The 18,209-nt window shown below is 54.9% G+C and carries 9 protein-coding genes; all 9 read left to right on the plus strand.

Annotated elements, in window-relative coordinates; all coding sequences use genetic code 11:
* Nucleotides 1-2: 2 nt before the first annotated feature.
* The 9 genes from pstA to ACTQY1_RS05675 all read left to right on the plus strand — a co-directional run bounded on the left by pstA (nt 3) and on the right by ACTQY1_RS05675 (nt 18,015).
* Nucleotides 3-875 carry a phosphate ABC transporter permease PstA gene (pstA, locus tag ACTQY1_RS05635; protein ID WP_022488196.1) on the plus strand — a complete coding sequence of 291 codons (873 nt, stop codon included), beginning with the start codon at nt 3-5 and terminating at the stop codon, nt 873-875.
* On the plus strand, nt 868-1,653 hold the full coding sequence (pstB, locus tag ACTQY1_RS05640) for a phosphate ABC transporter ATP-binding protein PstB (protein WP_441373907.1): 786 nt from the start codon (nt 868-870) through the stop codon (nt 1,651-1,653). Before pstA ends, pstB begins: the two co-directional genes overlap by 8 nt.
* Nucleotides 1,654-1,666: 13 nt before the next feature.
* Nucleotides 1,667-2,335 carry a phosphate signaling complex protein PhoU gene (gene phoU / locus ACTQY1_RS05645; protein ID WP_288310986.1) on the plus strand — a complete coding sequence of 223 codons (669 nt, stop codon included), beginning with the start codon at nt 1,667-1,669 and terminating at the stop codon, nt 2,333-2,335.
* Nucleotides 2,336-2,654: 319 nt separating this feature from the next.
* Nucleotides 2,655-3,734 carry a LysR family transcriptional regulator gene (locus ACTQY1_RS05650; protein ID WP_441373908.1) on the plus strand — a complete coding sequence of 360 codons (1,080 nt, stop codon included), beginning with the start codon at nt 2,655-2,657 and terminating at the stop codon, nt 3,732-3,734.
* A 170-nt stretch (nt 3,735-3,904) separates the two neighbouring features.
* On the plus strand, nt 3,905-4,837 hold the full coding sequence (locus ACTQY1_RS05655) for a LysR family transcriptional regulator (protein WP_441373909.1): 933 nt from the start codon (nt 3,905-3,907) through the stop codon (nt 4,835-4,837).
* Between the two features lie 382 nt (nt 4,838-5,219).
* Complete coding sequence (locus ACTQY1_RS05660; RefSeq protein WP_441373910.1) at nt 5,220-5,741, plus strand: 3H domain-containing protein; 522 nt, start codon at nt 5,220-5,222, stop codon at nt 5,739-5,741.
* A gap of 346 nt (nt 5,742-6,087) precedes the next feature.
* The gene (locus tag ACTQY1_RS05665; RefSeq protein ID WP_441373911.1) at nt 6,088-11,505 is read left to right on the plus strand and encodes an ESPR-type extended signal peptide-containing protein; all 5,418 of its coding nucleotides are present in this window, start codon (nt 6,088-6,090) and stop codon (nt 11,503-11,505) included.
* A gap of 351 nt (nt 11,506-11,856) precedes the next feature.
* Nucleotides 11,857-14,097, plus strand: coding sequence for a YadA-like family protein (locus ACTQY1_RS05670; protein ID WP_441373912.1), 2,241 nt, complete (start codon nt 11,857-11,859; stop codon nt 14,095-14,097).
* An 807-nt stretch (nt 14,098-14,904) separates the two neighbouring features.
* Nucleotides 14,905-18,015 carry an autotransporter outer membrane beta-barrel domain-containing protein gene (locus ACTQY1_RS05675; protein ID WP_441369045.1) on the plus strand — a complete coding sequence of 1,037 codons (3,111 nt, stop codon included), beginning with the start codon at nt 14,905-14,907 and terminating at the stop codon, nt 18,013-18,015.
* Nucleotides 18,016-18,209 lie beyond the last annotated feature (194 nt).

Here is an 18,209-nt window from a genome sequence, read left to right on the forward strand (position 1 = left end):
CCATGGGAGACATTGCCAAGAAAAAGACCATGGACCGGTTCATGAGCCTGCTGTTCACCGCCGGCGCAGCCGGGTCCGCAGTCCTGCTCTTCGCCTTTATCCTGGATGTGGTGGGACAGGGCCTGGGAGCCCTCAGCACGGATATCCTGCTGAGCCTCCGGGACATGTTCTTCAACACCCTGTACCTGGTGTTCCTGGCCCTGGTGATCAGTGCCCTGTGGGGCATTCCCGCCGGGATCTACCTGGCGGAATACGCCCAGGACGGGAAACTGACCAACTGGGTGCGGATGGCGGTGGAGACCCTGTCTTCCCTGCCTTCCATCGTAGTCGGCTTGTTCGGCTACCTGGTGTTCATCGTCATGACCGGTTCCCAGTGGAACCTGATGGCCGGCGCCCTGTCCGTTTCCATCCTGACCCTGCCCCTTATGGTGTCGGTGACGGAAAACGCCCTGAAGGACCTGCCCCCTGAATACACCCTGGGCAGCCTGGGACTGGGGGCTTCCAAATGGCAGACCATCTGGAACGTGCTGCTGCCGGCCTGCCTGCCCCGGATCATGACCGGCCTGATCCTGGCAGCGGGCCGTGGCTTCGGGGAAGCCGCCGCTTTGATGTTCACCGCCGGGATGTCCACGGACATCGATTGGGGCAACTGGGACTTCAGCTCCACCACCTGCCCTTTGAACCCCTTCCGTCCCGGGGAAACCCTGGCCCTCCATGTGTGGGTCATGCGGACAGAAGCCCTGAGCCCGGATGCGGGGAAGATCGCCGGGGTCACTTCCGCCATCCTGATGCTGGTGGTGGTGCTGTTCAACGTACTGGCCCGGTACATCAGCTGGAGACTGGAAAAGAAGATGGAGGGAACTGCCGATGAGTGAGCAAGGAAACGGACCTGTTTCTCCGGAAACACTGGTCTTCGATATCCAGCACCTGAACCTGTTCTACGGGAAGCACCAGGCCCTGAAGGATATCAATATGAATGTGAAGCGCAATGAAATCACCGCCCTGATCGGGCCTTCCGGGTGCGGCAAAAGTACCCTGCTGAAGACCCTGAACCGGATGAACGACTGGGTATCCGGCTGCCGGGTGGAAGGGAAGATCCTGTTCGAAGGAAAGGATATTTTCAAGGAAGTGGATCCTCTGGCCCTCCGGTACCGGGTGGGCATGGTGTTCCAGCAGCCTTCTCCTTTCCCCAAGAGCATTTTTGACAACGTGGCCTACGGTCCCCGTGTCCAGGGCATCACCAACAAGGCCCAGCTGACGGAGATCGTGGAAAAGAGCCTGCGCCAGGCGGCCATCTGGGATGAACTGAAGGACCGTCTGGACAAAAGCGCCCTGGGCCTGTCCGGCGGACAGCAGCAGCGGCTGTGCATCGCCCGTACCCTGGCTGCCCAGCCTTCGGTGATCCTTATGGACGAACCCACCTCCGCCCTGGACCCCATTTCCACCCAGAAAATCGAAGACCTGGCCCTGGAACTGAAAAAGGATTACACCATCGTCATCGTTACCCACAACATGCAGCAGGCCAGCCGTATTTCCGACAAGACCGCCTTCTTCTACCTGGGAGAACTGGTGGAAATGAACGATACGGAAACCCTGTTCACCAATCCTTCCGAACCTCGGACGGAATCTTACATCACCGGCCGGTTCGGCTGAGAGAGGAGCCATTATGAGAGATGCCTATGTAAAGACCCTGGTGGAAATCCAGGACGATGTGCGGGTGCTGATCACCAGCCTGGAAAAGACCCTGGAAGAGACCAAGACGGCCCTGTTCAGCCAGGACCTGGACAAAGCCCGGATGGTCCGGGACGGGGACGACAAGTTCGACGAACAGATCCGGGGAATCATGCGGAAAGACCTGACCGTCCAGGTGCTCCAGTCTCCGGTGGCTTCCGACTGGCGGAGCCTGATGGGGACCTTCCGGGTGCTCAGCGAACTGGAACGGATTGCGGACCACTGCTCTGACATGGCCCTGTACATTGCCCGGATCCTGGAGCGGAATCCGGTGGTGAAGCCTCCTGAAGGGTTCAAAGAGATGTACGAGGACATGCAGTCCCTTTTGGAAGAAAGCTTCCGGTGCTACCTGGAAGGGGACGACGAAAAGGCCCGGTACATCGGGGACAAGGACGACATCGTGGATGCGGATTTCGAACGGCTGCTGCCCAGACTCACCGACGAGATCAAGAAAAATCCTGATGACGTGGCCTCCTACGTGGACTACGTGCTGCTCCTGAAATACATGGAACGGACCGCCGACCACGGCACCAACATCGGCAACTGGGTGCTGTACATGAAGAAGAACCTCCTGAAGGGGGACAATGGATTTACCATGGACTGAGGAAAAAGGGGAGTGTGGAACGTGGAAAAACGCACGTTCCACACTCCCTTTTTATCAGCTGTCAATAGTCAGCGGTCAGCGGCCGGTGGTAGGCCTCTACCTGCCTTCCTTTCGGCTGGAGGAGGGGGAAGCCTGGGGGGTGGAAGGCCCTTGTGGCAGGGCTTCCTGGCCCCGCTGCTCCTTGTGGGAGACGGCACCCTGGGCGGGCTGGTCCCCCTGTGGCTGCTGCGGAAGAAGGATATTGCCCCGTATCTCTAAGGGGCTATGGTATAATGAGAACCATACGGACGGAAGAAATCGAAAGAAAGCAGGAAAAACCATGACTTTACAACAATTGCGCTATATTGTGGCCATTGCCGAAGCCGGAACCTTCAGCGGAGCGGCCAAAACCCTGTTCATCACCCAGCCCAGTCTCACCAAGATGGTACGGGAACTGGAACGGGAAATGGGCATCCAGATCTTTGAACGGACCAACAAGGGAGTCCACCTGTCCCGGGACGGGGAAATCTTCCTGGGCTATGCCCGGCAGGTGCTGGAACAGGCAGATCTCCTGGAATCCCGGTACAAGAAACAGGCCGGGGGCAAGCAGGAATTCACCGTGTCCACCCAGCACTATTCCTTTGCGGTGAACGCCTTTGTGGATCTGATCAAACAGTACGGGGGCGATACCTACGATTTCAGCCTCCAGGAGACCCAGACCTACACCATCATCGACGATGTGGCCCACATGCGCAGTGAAATCGGCATCCTGTACTACAATGCTTTCAACAAAGCCGTCCTCCAGAAAATCTTCAAGGCCAACGACCTGGTGTTCCGGGAACTGTTCGTGGCCCGGCCCCATGTGTTCCTCAACGCTTCCCATCCCCTGGCGGGACGGGACAGCGTTTCCATGGAAGAACTGGCTCCCTATCCCTACCTGTCCTACATCCAGGGAGACCACAACGCCTTCTATTTCTCGGAAGAGATCTTCAGCACCCTGGTCCGCAGCAAGAACATCCGGGTCACCGACCGGGCCACTTTGTTCAACCTGCTCATCGGTCTCAATGGATACACCGTGTGCAGCGGGGTCATCGACCAGAAGCTGAACGGAGCCAGCATCATCGCCGTGCCCCTCCAGAAAGAAGGGGATATGCACATCGGCCTCCTGACCCATAAACAGACCCATCTCAGCCGCCTGGGCAAGGCCTATGTGGAGGCCCTGGAGCGGTATATCGCCGGGCAGGTGGGGGAGGAGACAGTGAAGAGTGCAGAGGGAAGAGGAGGACGGCGAACCCTGAGAAACCATTGCGGGTCCGCAGGGGCTCCACGCCGGGAGGCCCGCACCAGGCAACAGCCGGATCTGCACGGATCCGTAGGGGCCTCACGCCGGGAGGCCCGCCTCATCATAGCCAATATGTAAAGATATATTGAAAAATAATCCATACATCAATATGGATACATGTAACAAAATACATGGATTTTGCCATATTATCAGTTTTATTGTATAATACCTTTTATAGAACTATAAGAGAAACCAATACTCCTTATGAGGAAAATAAAAGGGAGACACAGCACAAGGTGGGAGACGCAATGGAACTGAAAGAACAGCGGTATGTGTGTACGCTGGCGGAATACGGAAACCTGACCCGGGCGGCGGACCGACTGTATATTTCCCAGCCGGCTCTGAGCATCTACATCAGCAATCTGGAAAAACATCTGGGGACCCCTCTTTTCGACCGGGAAGGCAAAAAATTCGAACTGACCAAAGCCGGGGAACGGTATGTCCTTCATGCCCGGAAAATCCTGGAAGAATCCAACCAGTTCAATGAAGAACTGAACATGATACTCAGTGACGAAGTGGGACGGCTTCGGCTGGGGATTTCCCTGCTCCGGGGCCCCTGGCTGCTGCCCCGGGTACTGAAGGCCTTCGGAGAAAAATGGCCCCATGTGGAACTGACCCTGCGTCAGGGGAACATCATGTTCCTGAATGAACTGCTGAACAACCATGAACTGGACATGATCATCGTCAACGGAGAAAACTGGGACCGGACCATGGAGTTCCGGGAACTGTTCGAGGAGGAATTCCTGGTGGCTGTGCCCCAGGGCCATCCTCTCAACAGCCAGGCGGTGTTCCGGGAAGGCCATCCCTACGGGATCCTGGAGCCGGAAGCCCTGAACGGCCAGGTGCTTCTGTCCACCACCCAGGAACAATCTTCCCGGGACCTCCAGGACAGGATTTTCCGGAAGTACCAGATCCATCCCAGCCAGATCTATACCATCCGGAGCATCGAACTGATCCTCCAGATGGTGGCGGAAGGGTTCGGTATCACCCTGGTCCGGGAAGCCTATACAAAAACCTTCCGGTATTCCAAACCGGTGAACCTGTACCAGCTGGATGTGCCGGAACACCGGCGGAAGGTGGTGGCCGCCTTCCACCGCCGGGAAAAAGTGCCCCGGTACATGGAGGACATGATGGAAATGCTGAAAAAGAGAGGGCTGGAAATCATGGCCGGAAGACTGTAACGGAAAAGAACCTTTTTAGTTTTTAAATATGACTCTTAATAAAAATATATTTCGAAAAAATCCATTTTACTGCTATCCTTTAGTTGGGTAAAGGGGGCAGTGAAATGGATTTTTTTGCATTTCAGATGAGGACGAATGTCTAGTCATGTGAACCTGGAACAGGAAAAGAGATGGTCAGTAGATGGCACGGAACCAGACATGGATATTTACATAATTATTAAATAAAAAGTATAAAAACTAAATGAAATGTATCAAAAACCATGGTATAATTTGAAATGTTTTTATGCAAGAAATACTTGTTCTTAATTTAGAAACAACTTTATGCATGCAGGTATCTTTGCCAGGAGAAATCCTTTTAGCAGGAAGTAAGGAAGGGGAAAACATGGACAATCAGACGAGAAGAGAAAAACTGTATGAAATGCTGGAAACTGCGGAAGCACCATTGACCGGGGTGGCCCTGTCCAAAGCCCTGAACGTGACCCGGCAGATCATTGTGGGAGACGTGGCCTTGCTCCGGAGCAGCGGGAAAAAAATCATTTCCACCGCCCGGGGATACCAGCTGGCATGGGAGGTCCCGGAAAAAGGCTTTCACCAAGAACTGCCCTGCCAGAGCCAAAGTATGGATGAAGCAGAACTGGAAGCGGAACTGAATGTGGTAGTAGACAATGGGGGCATCGTCCATGGCCTGGTCCTGTCCCATGAGGTCTACGGGGTGATCCGGGTGTCCATGAAACTGTACAGCCGGCGGGATGTGCGGCAGTATATGGACCGGATTAGAGAGGAAAAGGGGCCCCTGATTGTGGCACTGACCCAGGGACGGCACGTACTCCAGGTGGAAACCCGGAATGACGAGGACATGGATGCTCTGGAAGAGGGCTTAAAAGAGATGGGTGTACTGGCATAGGAAACGCGGGACTGTTGCGCAGGCAATGGTCCTGCTTTTTTATATAAAAAATCAAATAATTCCATTTATTATCTTTATGCTTATTGATTCAGCTGCAGACCGACCTGCAACAACTGTTTTTTCGGCACAAGACAAATCTGGGATAAATCATTATAAAGAAATATTACTGTAAGGACAAATTATATGTAATTTTCAAAATAACTGTCTGCTGATAGCATGAAAATGAAGATTGAACTTTTTCTCAGGACATTTGGGATATTTTGCACTTGTCTGATGATAATTTTTATCATTGGATAAATACTAGCAAGCAATTAATTTTTAGAACCGGAAGGGAAGGACAGATTGTATGAACAGAATCTACAAAGTTATCTGGAGTAAGGTTCGGAATGCCTATGTGGTGGTATCTGAATTGGCCAAAAGCCAGGGAAAGGACAAAAGTGAAAAAAATGGCTGTGCTGGCAGAAATGGTTTGAAAGCAGGCCTGCTGGCTTTCTGCATGGCAGGCGGCCTGATGGTGGGAGAAATCCAGCCTGTATGGGCAGCTTCCGTGGATGCCGGGACTACGTCTAATGGGGACGCCAATACTTTGGCAGTGGGGAGCGGATCTTCTGCTACTGGAAAGGGAGCCCTGGCCGTGGGCGGCGGCAGCCAGGCTTCTGGAGACACAGCAGTGGCTCTGGCCTGGGGAAGCCAGGCGCTGTCCGACTATGCCATAGCCATCGGTCATTCGGCCCATGTGGGGGGCAGTTATACGTACGCCCAGGATGGCAGTACCTCCGGTATCCGGGGGACGGCCCAGAATGCCATTGCCATTGGCAACACCGCTGTTGCCAATGGGAAGGACGATGTAGTCATCGGGGCCAACAATACAGCTGAGACGCCCACGGCTTCCTATGTGGAAACCAATAAAACCGGAGCTTATGCCCAGGGCGGCCGGGTCATTGTGGGCCATGACAACAGTATCAATGGGCGTTCCGGCAATTCCACCGCCATCGGATCCGCCAATACCATCAATGCGGTCCATGGAATTGCCCTCGGCCAGAATGTCCAGGTCGGGCAGAAATCTGGGGCTACAGGAACAAAAGCTGATAAGACGTCAGTGATGCTGGAGTATGAAAACAGCATGGGTATCGGTGTGAATGCCAAGTCGTTGTCCAGCAACTCCATTGCTTTGGGAAATGGGGCAGTCGCCGGAAATGAGCGGACCACCGATATCGATACGGATTGGAATGGCAAGGGTGCCATTGCCATTGGAGAAACAGCGCAGGCAACGGGATATTATGCCCTGGGCCTGGGGGCAGAGAGCCAATCTACAGGCGACAGAACGGTCGTATTGGGCCATGGAACTCAGGCTTCGGCGCAGTTGGCCACAGCTCTTGGTTCAGAAGCTACTGCCAGTGGGGCCCGCAGTACCGTTGTAGGGGAAGAAGCCAGCGCTACGGCTACCCGGGCCATTGCAGTAGGCGCCAAAGCAAAAGCAGCTGGGCGTTTTGCAGTAGCGATAGGCGAAGAAGCAGATGGCAGTGGTGAAAATGGAACGGCTGTGGGCCCGGAAGCCAAAGCACAGGGAAAAAACAGTGTGGCTGCCGGTTATCAGGCGGCGGCTCTTTCCGAAGGGGAAATTGCCATTGGCACCAGTGCCGGTAATGGCGATAACCGGAGCAATGTAAACAATGCCGTTTCCATCGGTACCAGTGCCCATTCCCGGGAAGCCGGCGGTGTGGCTTTGGGGAATGCAGCCCTGGCCAATCTGGGGAAATCCGTGGCTATTGGTGACAGTGCCAAGGCCAACAATGCGGACAGCATCGCCATCGGCAGCGGAGCTACAGCTAATGGCAGTGTCGGCAGCATAGCCCTTGGCAGTAACTCCTCTGTAGGCCGTGCTGCTGGTGCGGCGGGTGGTCCCCGCTGGAGTACTTCGGCAGCTATAGGCGGCCGCTGGTATACTTGGGCATCGGCCAAAAACTCTACGGAAAGCACAGGGGGCACCTGGACCAGTACCATCGACCCTAAGTCTACCGTATGGCAAAGCAATCTGGGCGCTGTTTCCATTGGTACCGACGGCCTGAGCGGCACCACCTACACCCGCCAGCTGACGGGCCTGGCCGCTGGTACCCAGGATACGGATGCGGTGAACGTGGCCCAGTGGAAAAACACCATGCTGGCCACCATCGGGGATGCCAAGGAAGACAGCAGCAATACCCGTTACGGCTCAGATGGTGTGGCCCGGAACGTAACCCGTCTGGTCGATGAATATCTGACTTTGACCGGTGCTGCTGACAACGGCACGACTCTGACCAAAGGCCAGCTGACCACCGATGCCAATATCGGTACCATTGTAGGCGACAATAAGATCACCTTCCGACTGGCCAAAGATCTGAAGAGCCTGGATTCCGTCACTGCTGGGAACACAAAGATGGAATCGGCTGGTATTACCATTACCAATAGCGATAGCAAGAAGAGCATTACATTGGACGGAACCAATGGCCGGGCTATTATCGGTGGCGTGACTGTTGGACATGTAAATGATGGGGATTTAGAGACTTCAACTCATACTGTAGTACCGGCGGGGAACTATGCGTACAATTTGACCAACACCACTTGGAATCCGTCTACTTATGTATCAGGTCGGGCTGCTACGGAAGATCAGCTGTACAGTTTGGGCACCCAAGTGGCCGGTGACATCAATACTATAAATCAAGTGCTTGGTGACGGCAGTTTTGGGCTTTCCGCAGATGATGATGCAAGTACATCTACAAATCTGGGCAGTACGATTAAGGTAAAGGGCGACGGCCAGAATATTGCGACCAAAGTAGATGGTACAGATCTCCAAATCGAACTGAACAAAGATCTGAACCTGGGAGCCAACGGTTCCGTGACCATGGGGAATACCCTGCTCAACGGGTCCGGACTGACACTCAGCGGTGCCGATGAAAACAGCAAGATCCAGATTTCCCAGGGGAATGTTTCCATGGGTGGGCAGCAGATCCACAACGTGGCCAATGGGACGGAAAATACAGATGCAGTAAATCTGTCCCAGCTGAACGAAGTGAAAAATATGGCTGGCAAGCAGACTGCCATTACCGTGGAAGGGGGAACGAAAGCTGGGACGGATACCTATACCGGAACCAATCTCCAGCTGAAATCCTCTACGGATTCCAATGGTCTGACCACCTACGACCTGAAACTCAATGATAACCTGAACATCGGCGGTGCCGGGAAAGACGGCGCTCCGGGCCAGGATGGCCATATGGGCATCAACGGGGCCGACGGGAACTCCGGCGTGGCCATCGACGGCAAAGACGGCATTTCCATCAAGGGAGAAAACGGCAAAGATGGCGTCACCATCAAAGGCATCGACGGGAAAGACGGCGTCGATGGTGCCGAAGGCCATATCGGTCTCAACGGGAAAGACGGCATTACGGATATCTGGACGACGGCAGGTACACCTGGCCTGAACGGCAAGGATGGGGAAACCATGACCCGGATTGTTTACAAAGATCCGAAGGGTGATACCCACGAAGCTGCCACCCTGGATGACGGCCTGAAATTCGGCGGCGACTTTGGCACGGCTTCTGCTGTGAAACTGAACAAGCAGGTCAACGTCAAGGGCAATGCCAAGAATGAAGCCGACCTCACGGATGGGAACATCGGTGTGGTATCCAGCCAGGACAGCGACAACGGTCAGCTGCTGGTGAAATTGAACAAGGATCTGAACCTGGGAGCCAACGGTTCCGTGACCATGGGGAATACCCTGCTCAACGGGTCTGGACTGACACTCAGCGGTGCCGATGAAAACAGCAAGATCCAGATTTCTCAGGGGAATGTTTCCATGGGTGGGCAGCAGATCCACAACGTGGCCAATGGGACGGCAAATACAGATGCAGTAAATCTGTCTCAGCTGAATGAAATCAAAAATGCCGGTGTCAACGGCGGCTTTGGGTTGGCTGCCGATGATGGGAACTCTGTGAAGAAAAACCTGGGAGAAACGGTCACTGTCAAAGGAGACGGAACCAACATCTCTACCAAAGTGGACAATGGTGCCATTCAAGTGGAATTGAATAAAGACATCCATCTGGGTATGGATGGCAGCGTAACAGCCGGCGAAACTACTATCAACAAAGATGGAGTGGATACCAACCAAGTCAAAGTCGGTGACATCACCATTACCAAAGACGGCATCAATGGTGGCCAGCAGCAGATCACCAACATGGGCAGCGGCATCCACGGGCAGGTCTACGACACCAGTACGGCCGGCCAGGAAAACTGGAACAATGCCGCCAGTGTTGGGGATGTGCATACCATCATCGGAGAAGAAGCCGGCAAAGTAGCAGACGCAGTGAAAGCCAAAAGCGGCAAGAACATCACCGTGGATGCCGACAACAAAGTGAACCTGAATGACGATATTACTCTGGGGGATGCTGATGATGCGTCCAAACAGGTGAAAATCGACGGGAACAAGGCCCAGATCATCCTGGGGGGCAAAACAGTCCTGGGGAATCAGAATGGCGGCGGAGCCAACCCGGATGCTGGCAGCTATCTGACCGGTCTGGACAACAAGAACTGGGATGCTTCCAATATCCAGTCCGGACGGGCCGCTACGGAAGACCAGCTGAAAGTGGTGGATGACAAAATCTCCGGCGGACGGAAGTTTACCGGGGACGACGGCCAGCAGCTGACCGTGGGCCTGGGCCAGGATCTGAGTCTCACCGGCGGTGCCCAGGCGGACAATCTGTCCGACGGGAACATCGGCGTGGTGAAGAACGGAGACAGCGGTCTGTCTGTGAAACTGGCCAAAGACCTTACCGGGCTTACCAGTGTCACCACCGGCAATACTACCATGACCAGCGACGGAATCACCATCAAGAGCAGTGACAGCAGCAAAGGCGGGGACATCAAGCTGGCCACAGGAGACATTTCCATGGGCGGAAGCCAGATCCACGATGTGGCACCGGGTACCCAGGGAACCGATGCGGTGAACAAGAACCAGTTGGATTCTGCCGTGAACCAGGTGGGCCGGTCCATCACCAAACTGGACGCCCGGGTAGACCGGGTGGGGGCTAATGCAGCAGCCCTGGCGGCTCTCCATCCTCTGGATTTCGATCCAGACGACAAACTGGACTTTGCAGTGGGTGCCGGCAGTTACAGCGGCGCCAATGCAGTGTCCCTGGGGGCTTTCTACCGGCCCAACGAGGATGTGATGTTCAGCCTGGGAGGCAGCGTCGGCGGCGGTGAAAACATGGTGAATGTGGGGGCCACCTTCAAATTGGGCCAGCACAACCATGTATCCAACAGCCGGGTGGCCATGGCCAAGGAAATCCGGAGTTTGAAGGAATTGGTGGCCAAACAGGATGGGGAAATGCAGCAGCTGAAGACCCTGATGAACCAGATGGCCGGCAGGACGGTGCTGAAAGTGGACAAAGACACCCTGTTCCCGGATATCCCTGAAAACCACTGGGCCTATGACTACGTGACCAAACTGGCCAAAGCGGGAATCGTGGAAGGGTATCCGGATGGAGAATTCAAAGGGGACCGGATGATGACCCGGTATGAATTCGCAGCCCTGGTCTATCGGGCCATTATGGCCGGAGCCGGGTCCAATCCGGCTTTGGATCAGGATGGTACCCTGGGCAGATTGGTGAAGGAGTTCGACGGGGAATTGAAATACATCCGCATCGACGTGATCGAAAAAGACAAACACGGCAATCCCAGTATCGAAAGAGTACGGACCGTGGAAGACAGCAAAAAACATTATGGGAAGTAATGTGAAGAGGGCTGTTGCCCATGCAACAGCCCTCTTCACATGGATAATCCAGGTACCCTGCTGAAAATGGCAGGGTATTTCTTATGGGACAGGAGGACAGAGAGGTTTTCCAGGGGACAGGCAAGGACCATACAGCTACAAGACAGAAGGGAAACAGAAAGGAAAAGAAAAAAGCGGGAGTTGTTGATGATATAGATAGATGAAATATAAAATTGGACTAATGTAAAGATATTTTATTTATATTATATACATATTGTAAATAAAATGACATATTGATAGGATTATACCACCAAATAGGCAAGGATTCATGGGGAAAAAGGAGAGCATATGAACAAATTTGTATCAGGTGGTATGAAACTGTCAGGAACGGCAAAAAGGAAAGGACAAAAAGAAGTACGGGGTGCTGTTTTGACTCTGCTGGTCCTGGCCGCTTTGGGCAACTGCGCCTATGGGGCGGACAGTGCAGCAGGATCCGGCAATGGTGTGGCTGTGGGCACAGGAAGCAGCGCTCCCAAAGCAGAGAATGTGGCCCTTGGCAAAGGGGCCGGCATTTCCTATTCCAACGGAGCCAGCAATGCTACCGGGGATATTGCGGTGGGAAACGGAGCCAACATCAACAACTACGCCAGCCAGGGCGGCAGCATCGCCATTGGCAAAAATGCCAGGATCGAAAATATGGCCGGAGGAGGAGAAGCCAGTTTTGCCTTTGGCCAGACAACCTACAGCGGAAGCTGGTGGTCTTCCGCACGGATCCCGGCCGATCCCACAAAGGTCGTGGGGAGCATTGCCATGGGGGACAATACCTTTGCCCGTACCGGCAGCATCATGATTGGGTCCCACAATTACAAGGGAGAACTGGGAGATACTACCGTGGACAGTGCTTCCACCCGGACCAGTGCCCTAAATGTATATGCCACCACCATCGGGGCCAACAGCTTCAGCAACGGGGCGTTCACCACCAGCACCGGTGTGTACAACATCATTTCCAGTGAATACAACGGGGGCCGTACGGCCAATCCGGTGAAGAACCTGGGGGCCACCATCAACGGAGCTCTGAACAGCGTTGAATCCATGGGAGGAAACTATTATGCAGGGATTGCCAATACCATCAGCGGGGTAGCCAACCGGGCGGTCAATTCCAACGGGGCGCTGATTTATGGGGCCGGGAACGAAATCACCAATTCAGTGACAAGTCTGGACGGTGTTCCCACGGACAGCGGAGATTCCGCCAAAGCCTTTGCGGACAAACTTCGGACGGCCATTGCCGCCTCCGACAGCGGCGGGGCCACCCTGGCCATCGGGGGCGGGAACAAGGCGGATTACACCCAGAAAACAGCCATTATCGGGGTGGGGAACCAGGTGACCGGGACCAGCGGAGCCGTCAGTACGAACAATATGATTTCCGGATACAAAAATACCGCTTCCAATGTCCAGCATGTGTCCGTGATCGGGTCCGGCAATACGGTGGAAGATACGGATACGGCTTTGTTGCTGGGGGATAACCGTACTCTTTCTTCCGCCATCAACAGTATTGTGATTGGTTCGGCGGACAATGTGACTGCTACGGACCAGCAGAATGTGGTGGTCCTGGGCCACAATGCCAATGCGACAGTGAAAGGGGGCGTGGCCCTGGGGAGCGGGTCCCTGGCTTCGGTGGAAGCGGGAGAAGCCGGCTATGATCCTTCCACTAAACAGGCCTCCACAGATACTTCCTCCACCTGGGTGGCAACAGGAGCCGCCGTGGCCGTAGGCAGCGGAACGGAACTGACCCGGCAGATCACCAGTGTGGCCGCCGGGACCCGGGACACCGATGCGGTGAACGTGGCTCAGTTGAAAAAAATCAGTACGGATGTGGAGAAAAATACGGGAGACATCAGGAATCTTACCGGGGACGTCCAGAACATGGGAAGCCGCATTACCAAACTGGACGCCCGGGTGGACCGGGCATGGGCCAATGCGGCAGCCCTGGCGGCTCTCCATCCTCTGGATTTCGATCCGGACGACAAACTGGATTTCGCCGTGGGTGCCGGCAGTTACAGCGGCGCCAACGCCGTGGCCCTGGGGGCCTTCTACCGGCCCAACGAGGATGTAATGCTCAGCTTGGGAGGCAGCACCGGCGGCGGTGAAAATATGGTGAACGTGGGCGCTACCTTCAAACTGGGCCAGCACAACCATGTGTCCAACAGCCGGGTGGCCATGGCCAAGGAAATCAAGGACCTGCGGAAAGAAGTGGAAAACCTCCGGGGAGCCCTGGTGGATGTATCCGCCGGCCGGAAGCTGGATCCCACCCTGACCAAACTGTTCCCGGATGTGGAAAAGAACCACTGGGCCTATGAGGAAATCGCCCAGCTGTACGGAAACGGCATGGTGGAAGGGTATCCGGACGGAGAATTCAAAGGGGACCGGATGATGAGCCGGTACGAATTCGCCATGGTGGTCTACCGGGAAATGCAGAAGGGCGCCCGGCTCAGTGAACGGCTCCTGAATGAGTTCGAACCGGAACTGGAACGGATCCGGGTGGACACCATTGCCAAAGACAAAAACGGCAATCCCACCATCCAGCGGGTCCGGGTGATCAAAGGAAGAGGATGACAGGGAGTGTGAAAAGCGGCAAAGCCGCTTTTCCGTCTCACGCCAAAGGAGACCATCTGCCGCAGGCAGATGCTTTTGAAGAGAGACGCAGCCCTACGCTGCTAACCCACCACCAGCCTATCGGCTGGTCCCCCGCCCTTGCAAAGGGCGGAGATACCTGTGGAGAACGCCAAAAAATGCCGGGCGGCGACCCCCGCCCTTACGAAGGGCGGAGATACGCTCGGGGCTTCGCCACATTGCTTTCGTGACACGTGGGCCGTGCCCTAGTGTCACTATCCGCCCTTTGCAAGGGCGGGGGACCGTTGCGCTTGCGCAATGGTGGTGGGTTAGCAGCGTTAGCTGCGTCTTTATTCAAAGGAACTCGGTCACGGGTTCCTTCCATAACGACTCACGATGAACGATCAACGAATCCTCTCCTTTTAAATTTTCAATATCATTCTTAACAAAAACCTAACATAAAAAAGTTCTCCTTCGCTCCTGCGCTTTACCTGGATAAAAGGCAGCACGGGGCCGGAGGGCTTTTTTGTTTTTCTGGATACAGCCCTGGGACAGGTGCATGGACTTGTTCCATTAACCAAAGTTTATGGCCCGGTTAAGTTTCCTATAATGGGAAAATCCTGTAGTTACTGGTATAGTGAAGATGCGGAAAAGGAACGGATTGCAGTGGGGTGGAAAAATCCGGGAACAAGGACTTTTTACACCACTGAATGGATAATAATTCCTTTTGAGAAAGAAAATAAAATCAATATGAATCATTGAAAAACAGACCGAACAGGGAATCCGAAGTTGGACAGGGGGCGTGTTGGTATGACGGGCGTGGAAAGAAAAATCGTTTTTGCACTGGCATCCATGGCGGTGTGGGGGGTGGCCCTGCCTGCAGCGGCAGAGACACATGATAAGATCGGGATTTCGGTAACCAGGGATACGGTGATGGCAGATGAAACCAAAAGTCCATTCACTGCCTATGCAGAGCCGTTGGAGATAGGGCTGAAGAATATCATAGGCATACAAGTGTCCCAGGGGGCTGCCTTGGATCTGGGAAAGCAAAGTGAAACGATTACAACGGCTGGTGGATCCATTGATGGAGATGGTAAATGGGATATCATCAGTTTGGAAGTCAAGGACCAGGGAAGCAGTCTGCTGGGCGGTGCGCAGACCACTATCCAGGCAATCCAGGAAACGGATGGTACCCATAATGTGATTGGATTGGAAGCCCAGGCCGGTACAGCCGTAACGCTGGGAGAACAGGCTTCCATCACAGCAACAGTGAATCCCGAACTGGTTACTACAGGCTCCAGTGGCCCATACAAAAACACGCGCAGCTATGGAATGATTGTCAATGGATCGGTTGTTGAACTGGGACCTGATGCCACGGTAGAATCGTCTAATGGATATGATGCCACAGGTGTCCTTACCCAAAATGAGGGAGGGAAAACGACCCTGGGAGACTCAGCACGGATTCAGGTATCCAGCCCTGCTGGTTTTGTGACTGGGATATTTACAAAAGATAAGGGAACCACTATCTTGGGCCGCAATGTGGTTGTTGCAGCCGATGCGTCGGTGGCTGCTTACGGGATAAATACCGGCAGCCAGGGGAAAACAGTGGCAGGAGATGGACTTTCCGTTACGGCAGACAACAAAGGAGATGGTTTTACATATGCCATTTTTACCAGTGACAACGGAAATGCTGAAATCGGCGATGATGCTTCTCTGACAGCCACAAACAGAAATGGAGGAAGTATTGCCGGCATTGACACCGAATCCGGGGGCACTGCCTCAGTCGGAAACCGTGCATCCATTACCGTGTCCAACACCGGGGGGAATGCTATAGGGATTTCCAGTTATGGAGGTACCACCCTGACGGGAACCGATACTTCCATTACCGTAAACAGTCTGGAAGGAATGGGGATTTATACCGATAGTGGAACCACCTCTCTGGAAAGCGGCTCCATCGCTGTAAATGGTAAAGGCGGAATGGGGATTGTCAGCTATAATAACGGATATACTGTTGCAGGTGACCATACCTCCATTACCGTAACCGGGGAAAAATCAGAAGATCTGGGAGGCAGCAAAGGCATTTACAGTTTTTACGATGGCATCACCAGTCTGGGAAATAACGCCTCCATTACCGTAACCGGCAGCGAAGGAACAGGGATTGTCAGTGAAGAAGGCGGGAAAACGATTGTTGGTGAAAATGCTTCTGTTACGGTAAAAGGGGAAAACGGCGTGGGTATTTCCAGCCTTTCCCAGGGAATCACCAGCCTGTTGGACAATGCCACCGTTGCGGCGGAAGGCCGTGGTGTAGAAAGCAAAACATCCGGCGCCGTTATCTTTGCAGGCAGCGCCAACATTATGGGGGGCCAGTACTCCCTGTTCAGCCAGGACACGGACAGTATTATCGACCTGACGGCCGCCGGCACCCGGAAAACCATCCAGGGGAACATGCTGGCCAGCAATGGGGGCACGATTCGTGCCGTGCTGGATACGGGGGATTCCTTCTTTACCGGGGCTTCTGGTGTGGAGGGAGAGGGCAGTGAACTGGAACTGGACCTGGCCAACGGGGCCCGGTGGAATATGACCGGGGACAGTTCTGTCACCCATCTTACCCTCGACAGCGGGGCTATGGTCAACATGGCGGCCAATCCGGCGTATCAGCAGCTGTCGGCTGACACTTTCAGAGGCAGCAACGGGATCTTCTACATGAAAACAGACCTGGACAGCCAGATCGACGGGGACAAGGTGCACCTGAAAGAGGCGGAAGATGGTGCTTCCGGGAAAATCCAGGTTTATGACGCCAGTTTTGCCCGGGGGAAGGAAGTCACCGGGACCCGGCATCTGCTGCTGGTCACCGATGACCGCGGCAGGGCTTCCTTTACCGGTGAAAACCTGAATCGGGGCGGCCTGTGGGATGTGACGCCCACCATCCAGAACGGGTCCTATGTGCGGAACTCCATGGGGGTGACGGATGCCCAGGACACGGAATGGTACCTGACCAAACTGGAAAAGACCGTAAATGCGGACACCCGTCCGGTGCTCAACAGCGGGGACAGTGTGTACGGGTTCTACCGGTTGAGCCTGGATACCCTCCGCCAGCGCCGGGGGAACCTGCGGCAGCGGAAGTTCCAGAGTGACGATGCAGATGGTCTGTGGGCCCGGAATCGGGGCGGCCGGTTCAGCGGACCGGGATTTACCAGTCGGTACAACCTGTTCCAGCTGGGGTACGATGTGCACCACAACCCAGGAAGCGTGTACGGATTCTTCGGGGAACGGGGAATCGCCTCCCCGGATTACCAAACCGGCAGCGGCCGGGAACATACCCTGGCCGGAGGCCTCTACGGCACCTGGTACGGCAGCCATGGCAGCTACACCGATGTGGTGGCCCGGGTGGGCCGGGACGACAGCCACATCAGCACCTGGGGGCCTTATCCGGACAAGGCGGATTACCGGACCCGGGAACAGAGCCTGAGCGTGGAATACGGGAAGACCCTGTACCTGGACAAGGATAAAGAACTGTTCCTGGAACCCCAGAGCCAGCTGGTGCTGGGCCACTTGAGCAGCACCCGGTACACCACCAGCCGGGGTACGGACGTGTACCGGGAAGGGTACAACAGCGCCATCGGACGGCTGGGGATCCTGATCGGCAAGAGCCACAAGGAGGGAAAGCATCCCTTTGATTATTACGGAAAGGTATCCTGGCTCCACGAATTCGGCGGGGCCCAGACGGTGGCCATGGCGGCCCGGAACGGGGAAACCCTGGAAACGGCCGTGGACCACGGGGACAGCTGGTGGGAAGCCGGGTTTGGAGGAACCTACCGGTTCAGTCCCAAGATCCAGGGATACGCAGATGTAAGCCGGACCTTCAGCAGCCAGATCCGCACCAAATGGCAGGTGAATGCCGGGGTGAGCTGGCAGTTCTGAATGGGATCGAGCAGAGGGAAGAGTTTGGAGGGAATCCGGGACGGGTTCCTGAAAACGTATGAAATCCGCAGGCCGGGAAGGGCGGGCCTGTGGCACGCCCCTACGCCGTTGGTACCGGAGGTTGGGGATATGGGTCAGGAGGACGGATTTTTCGACAATCCCGTTTCTGTGATTTTCCATTGGTCCGCTGACCC

It is taken from the genome of Acidaminococcus sp. HCP3S3_G9_1 (assembly GCF_052122455.1).
Lineage (GTDB): Bacteria > Bacillota > Negativicutes > Acidaminococcales > Acidaminococcaceae > Acidaminococcus.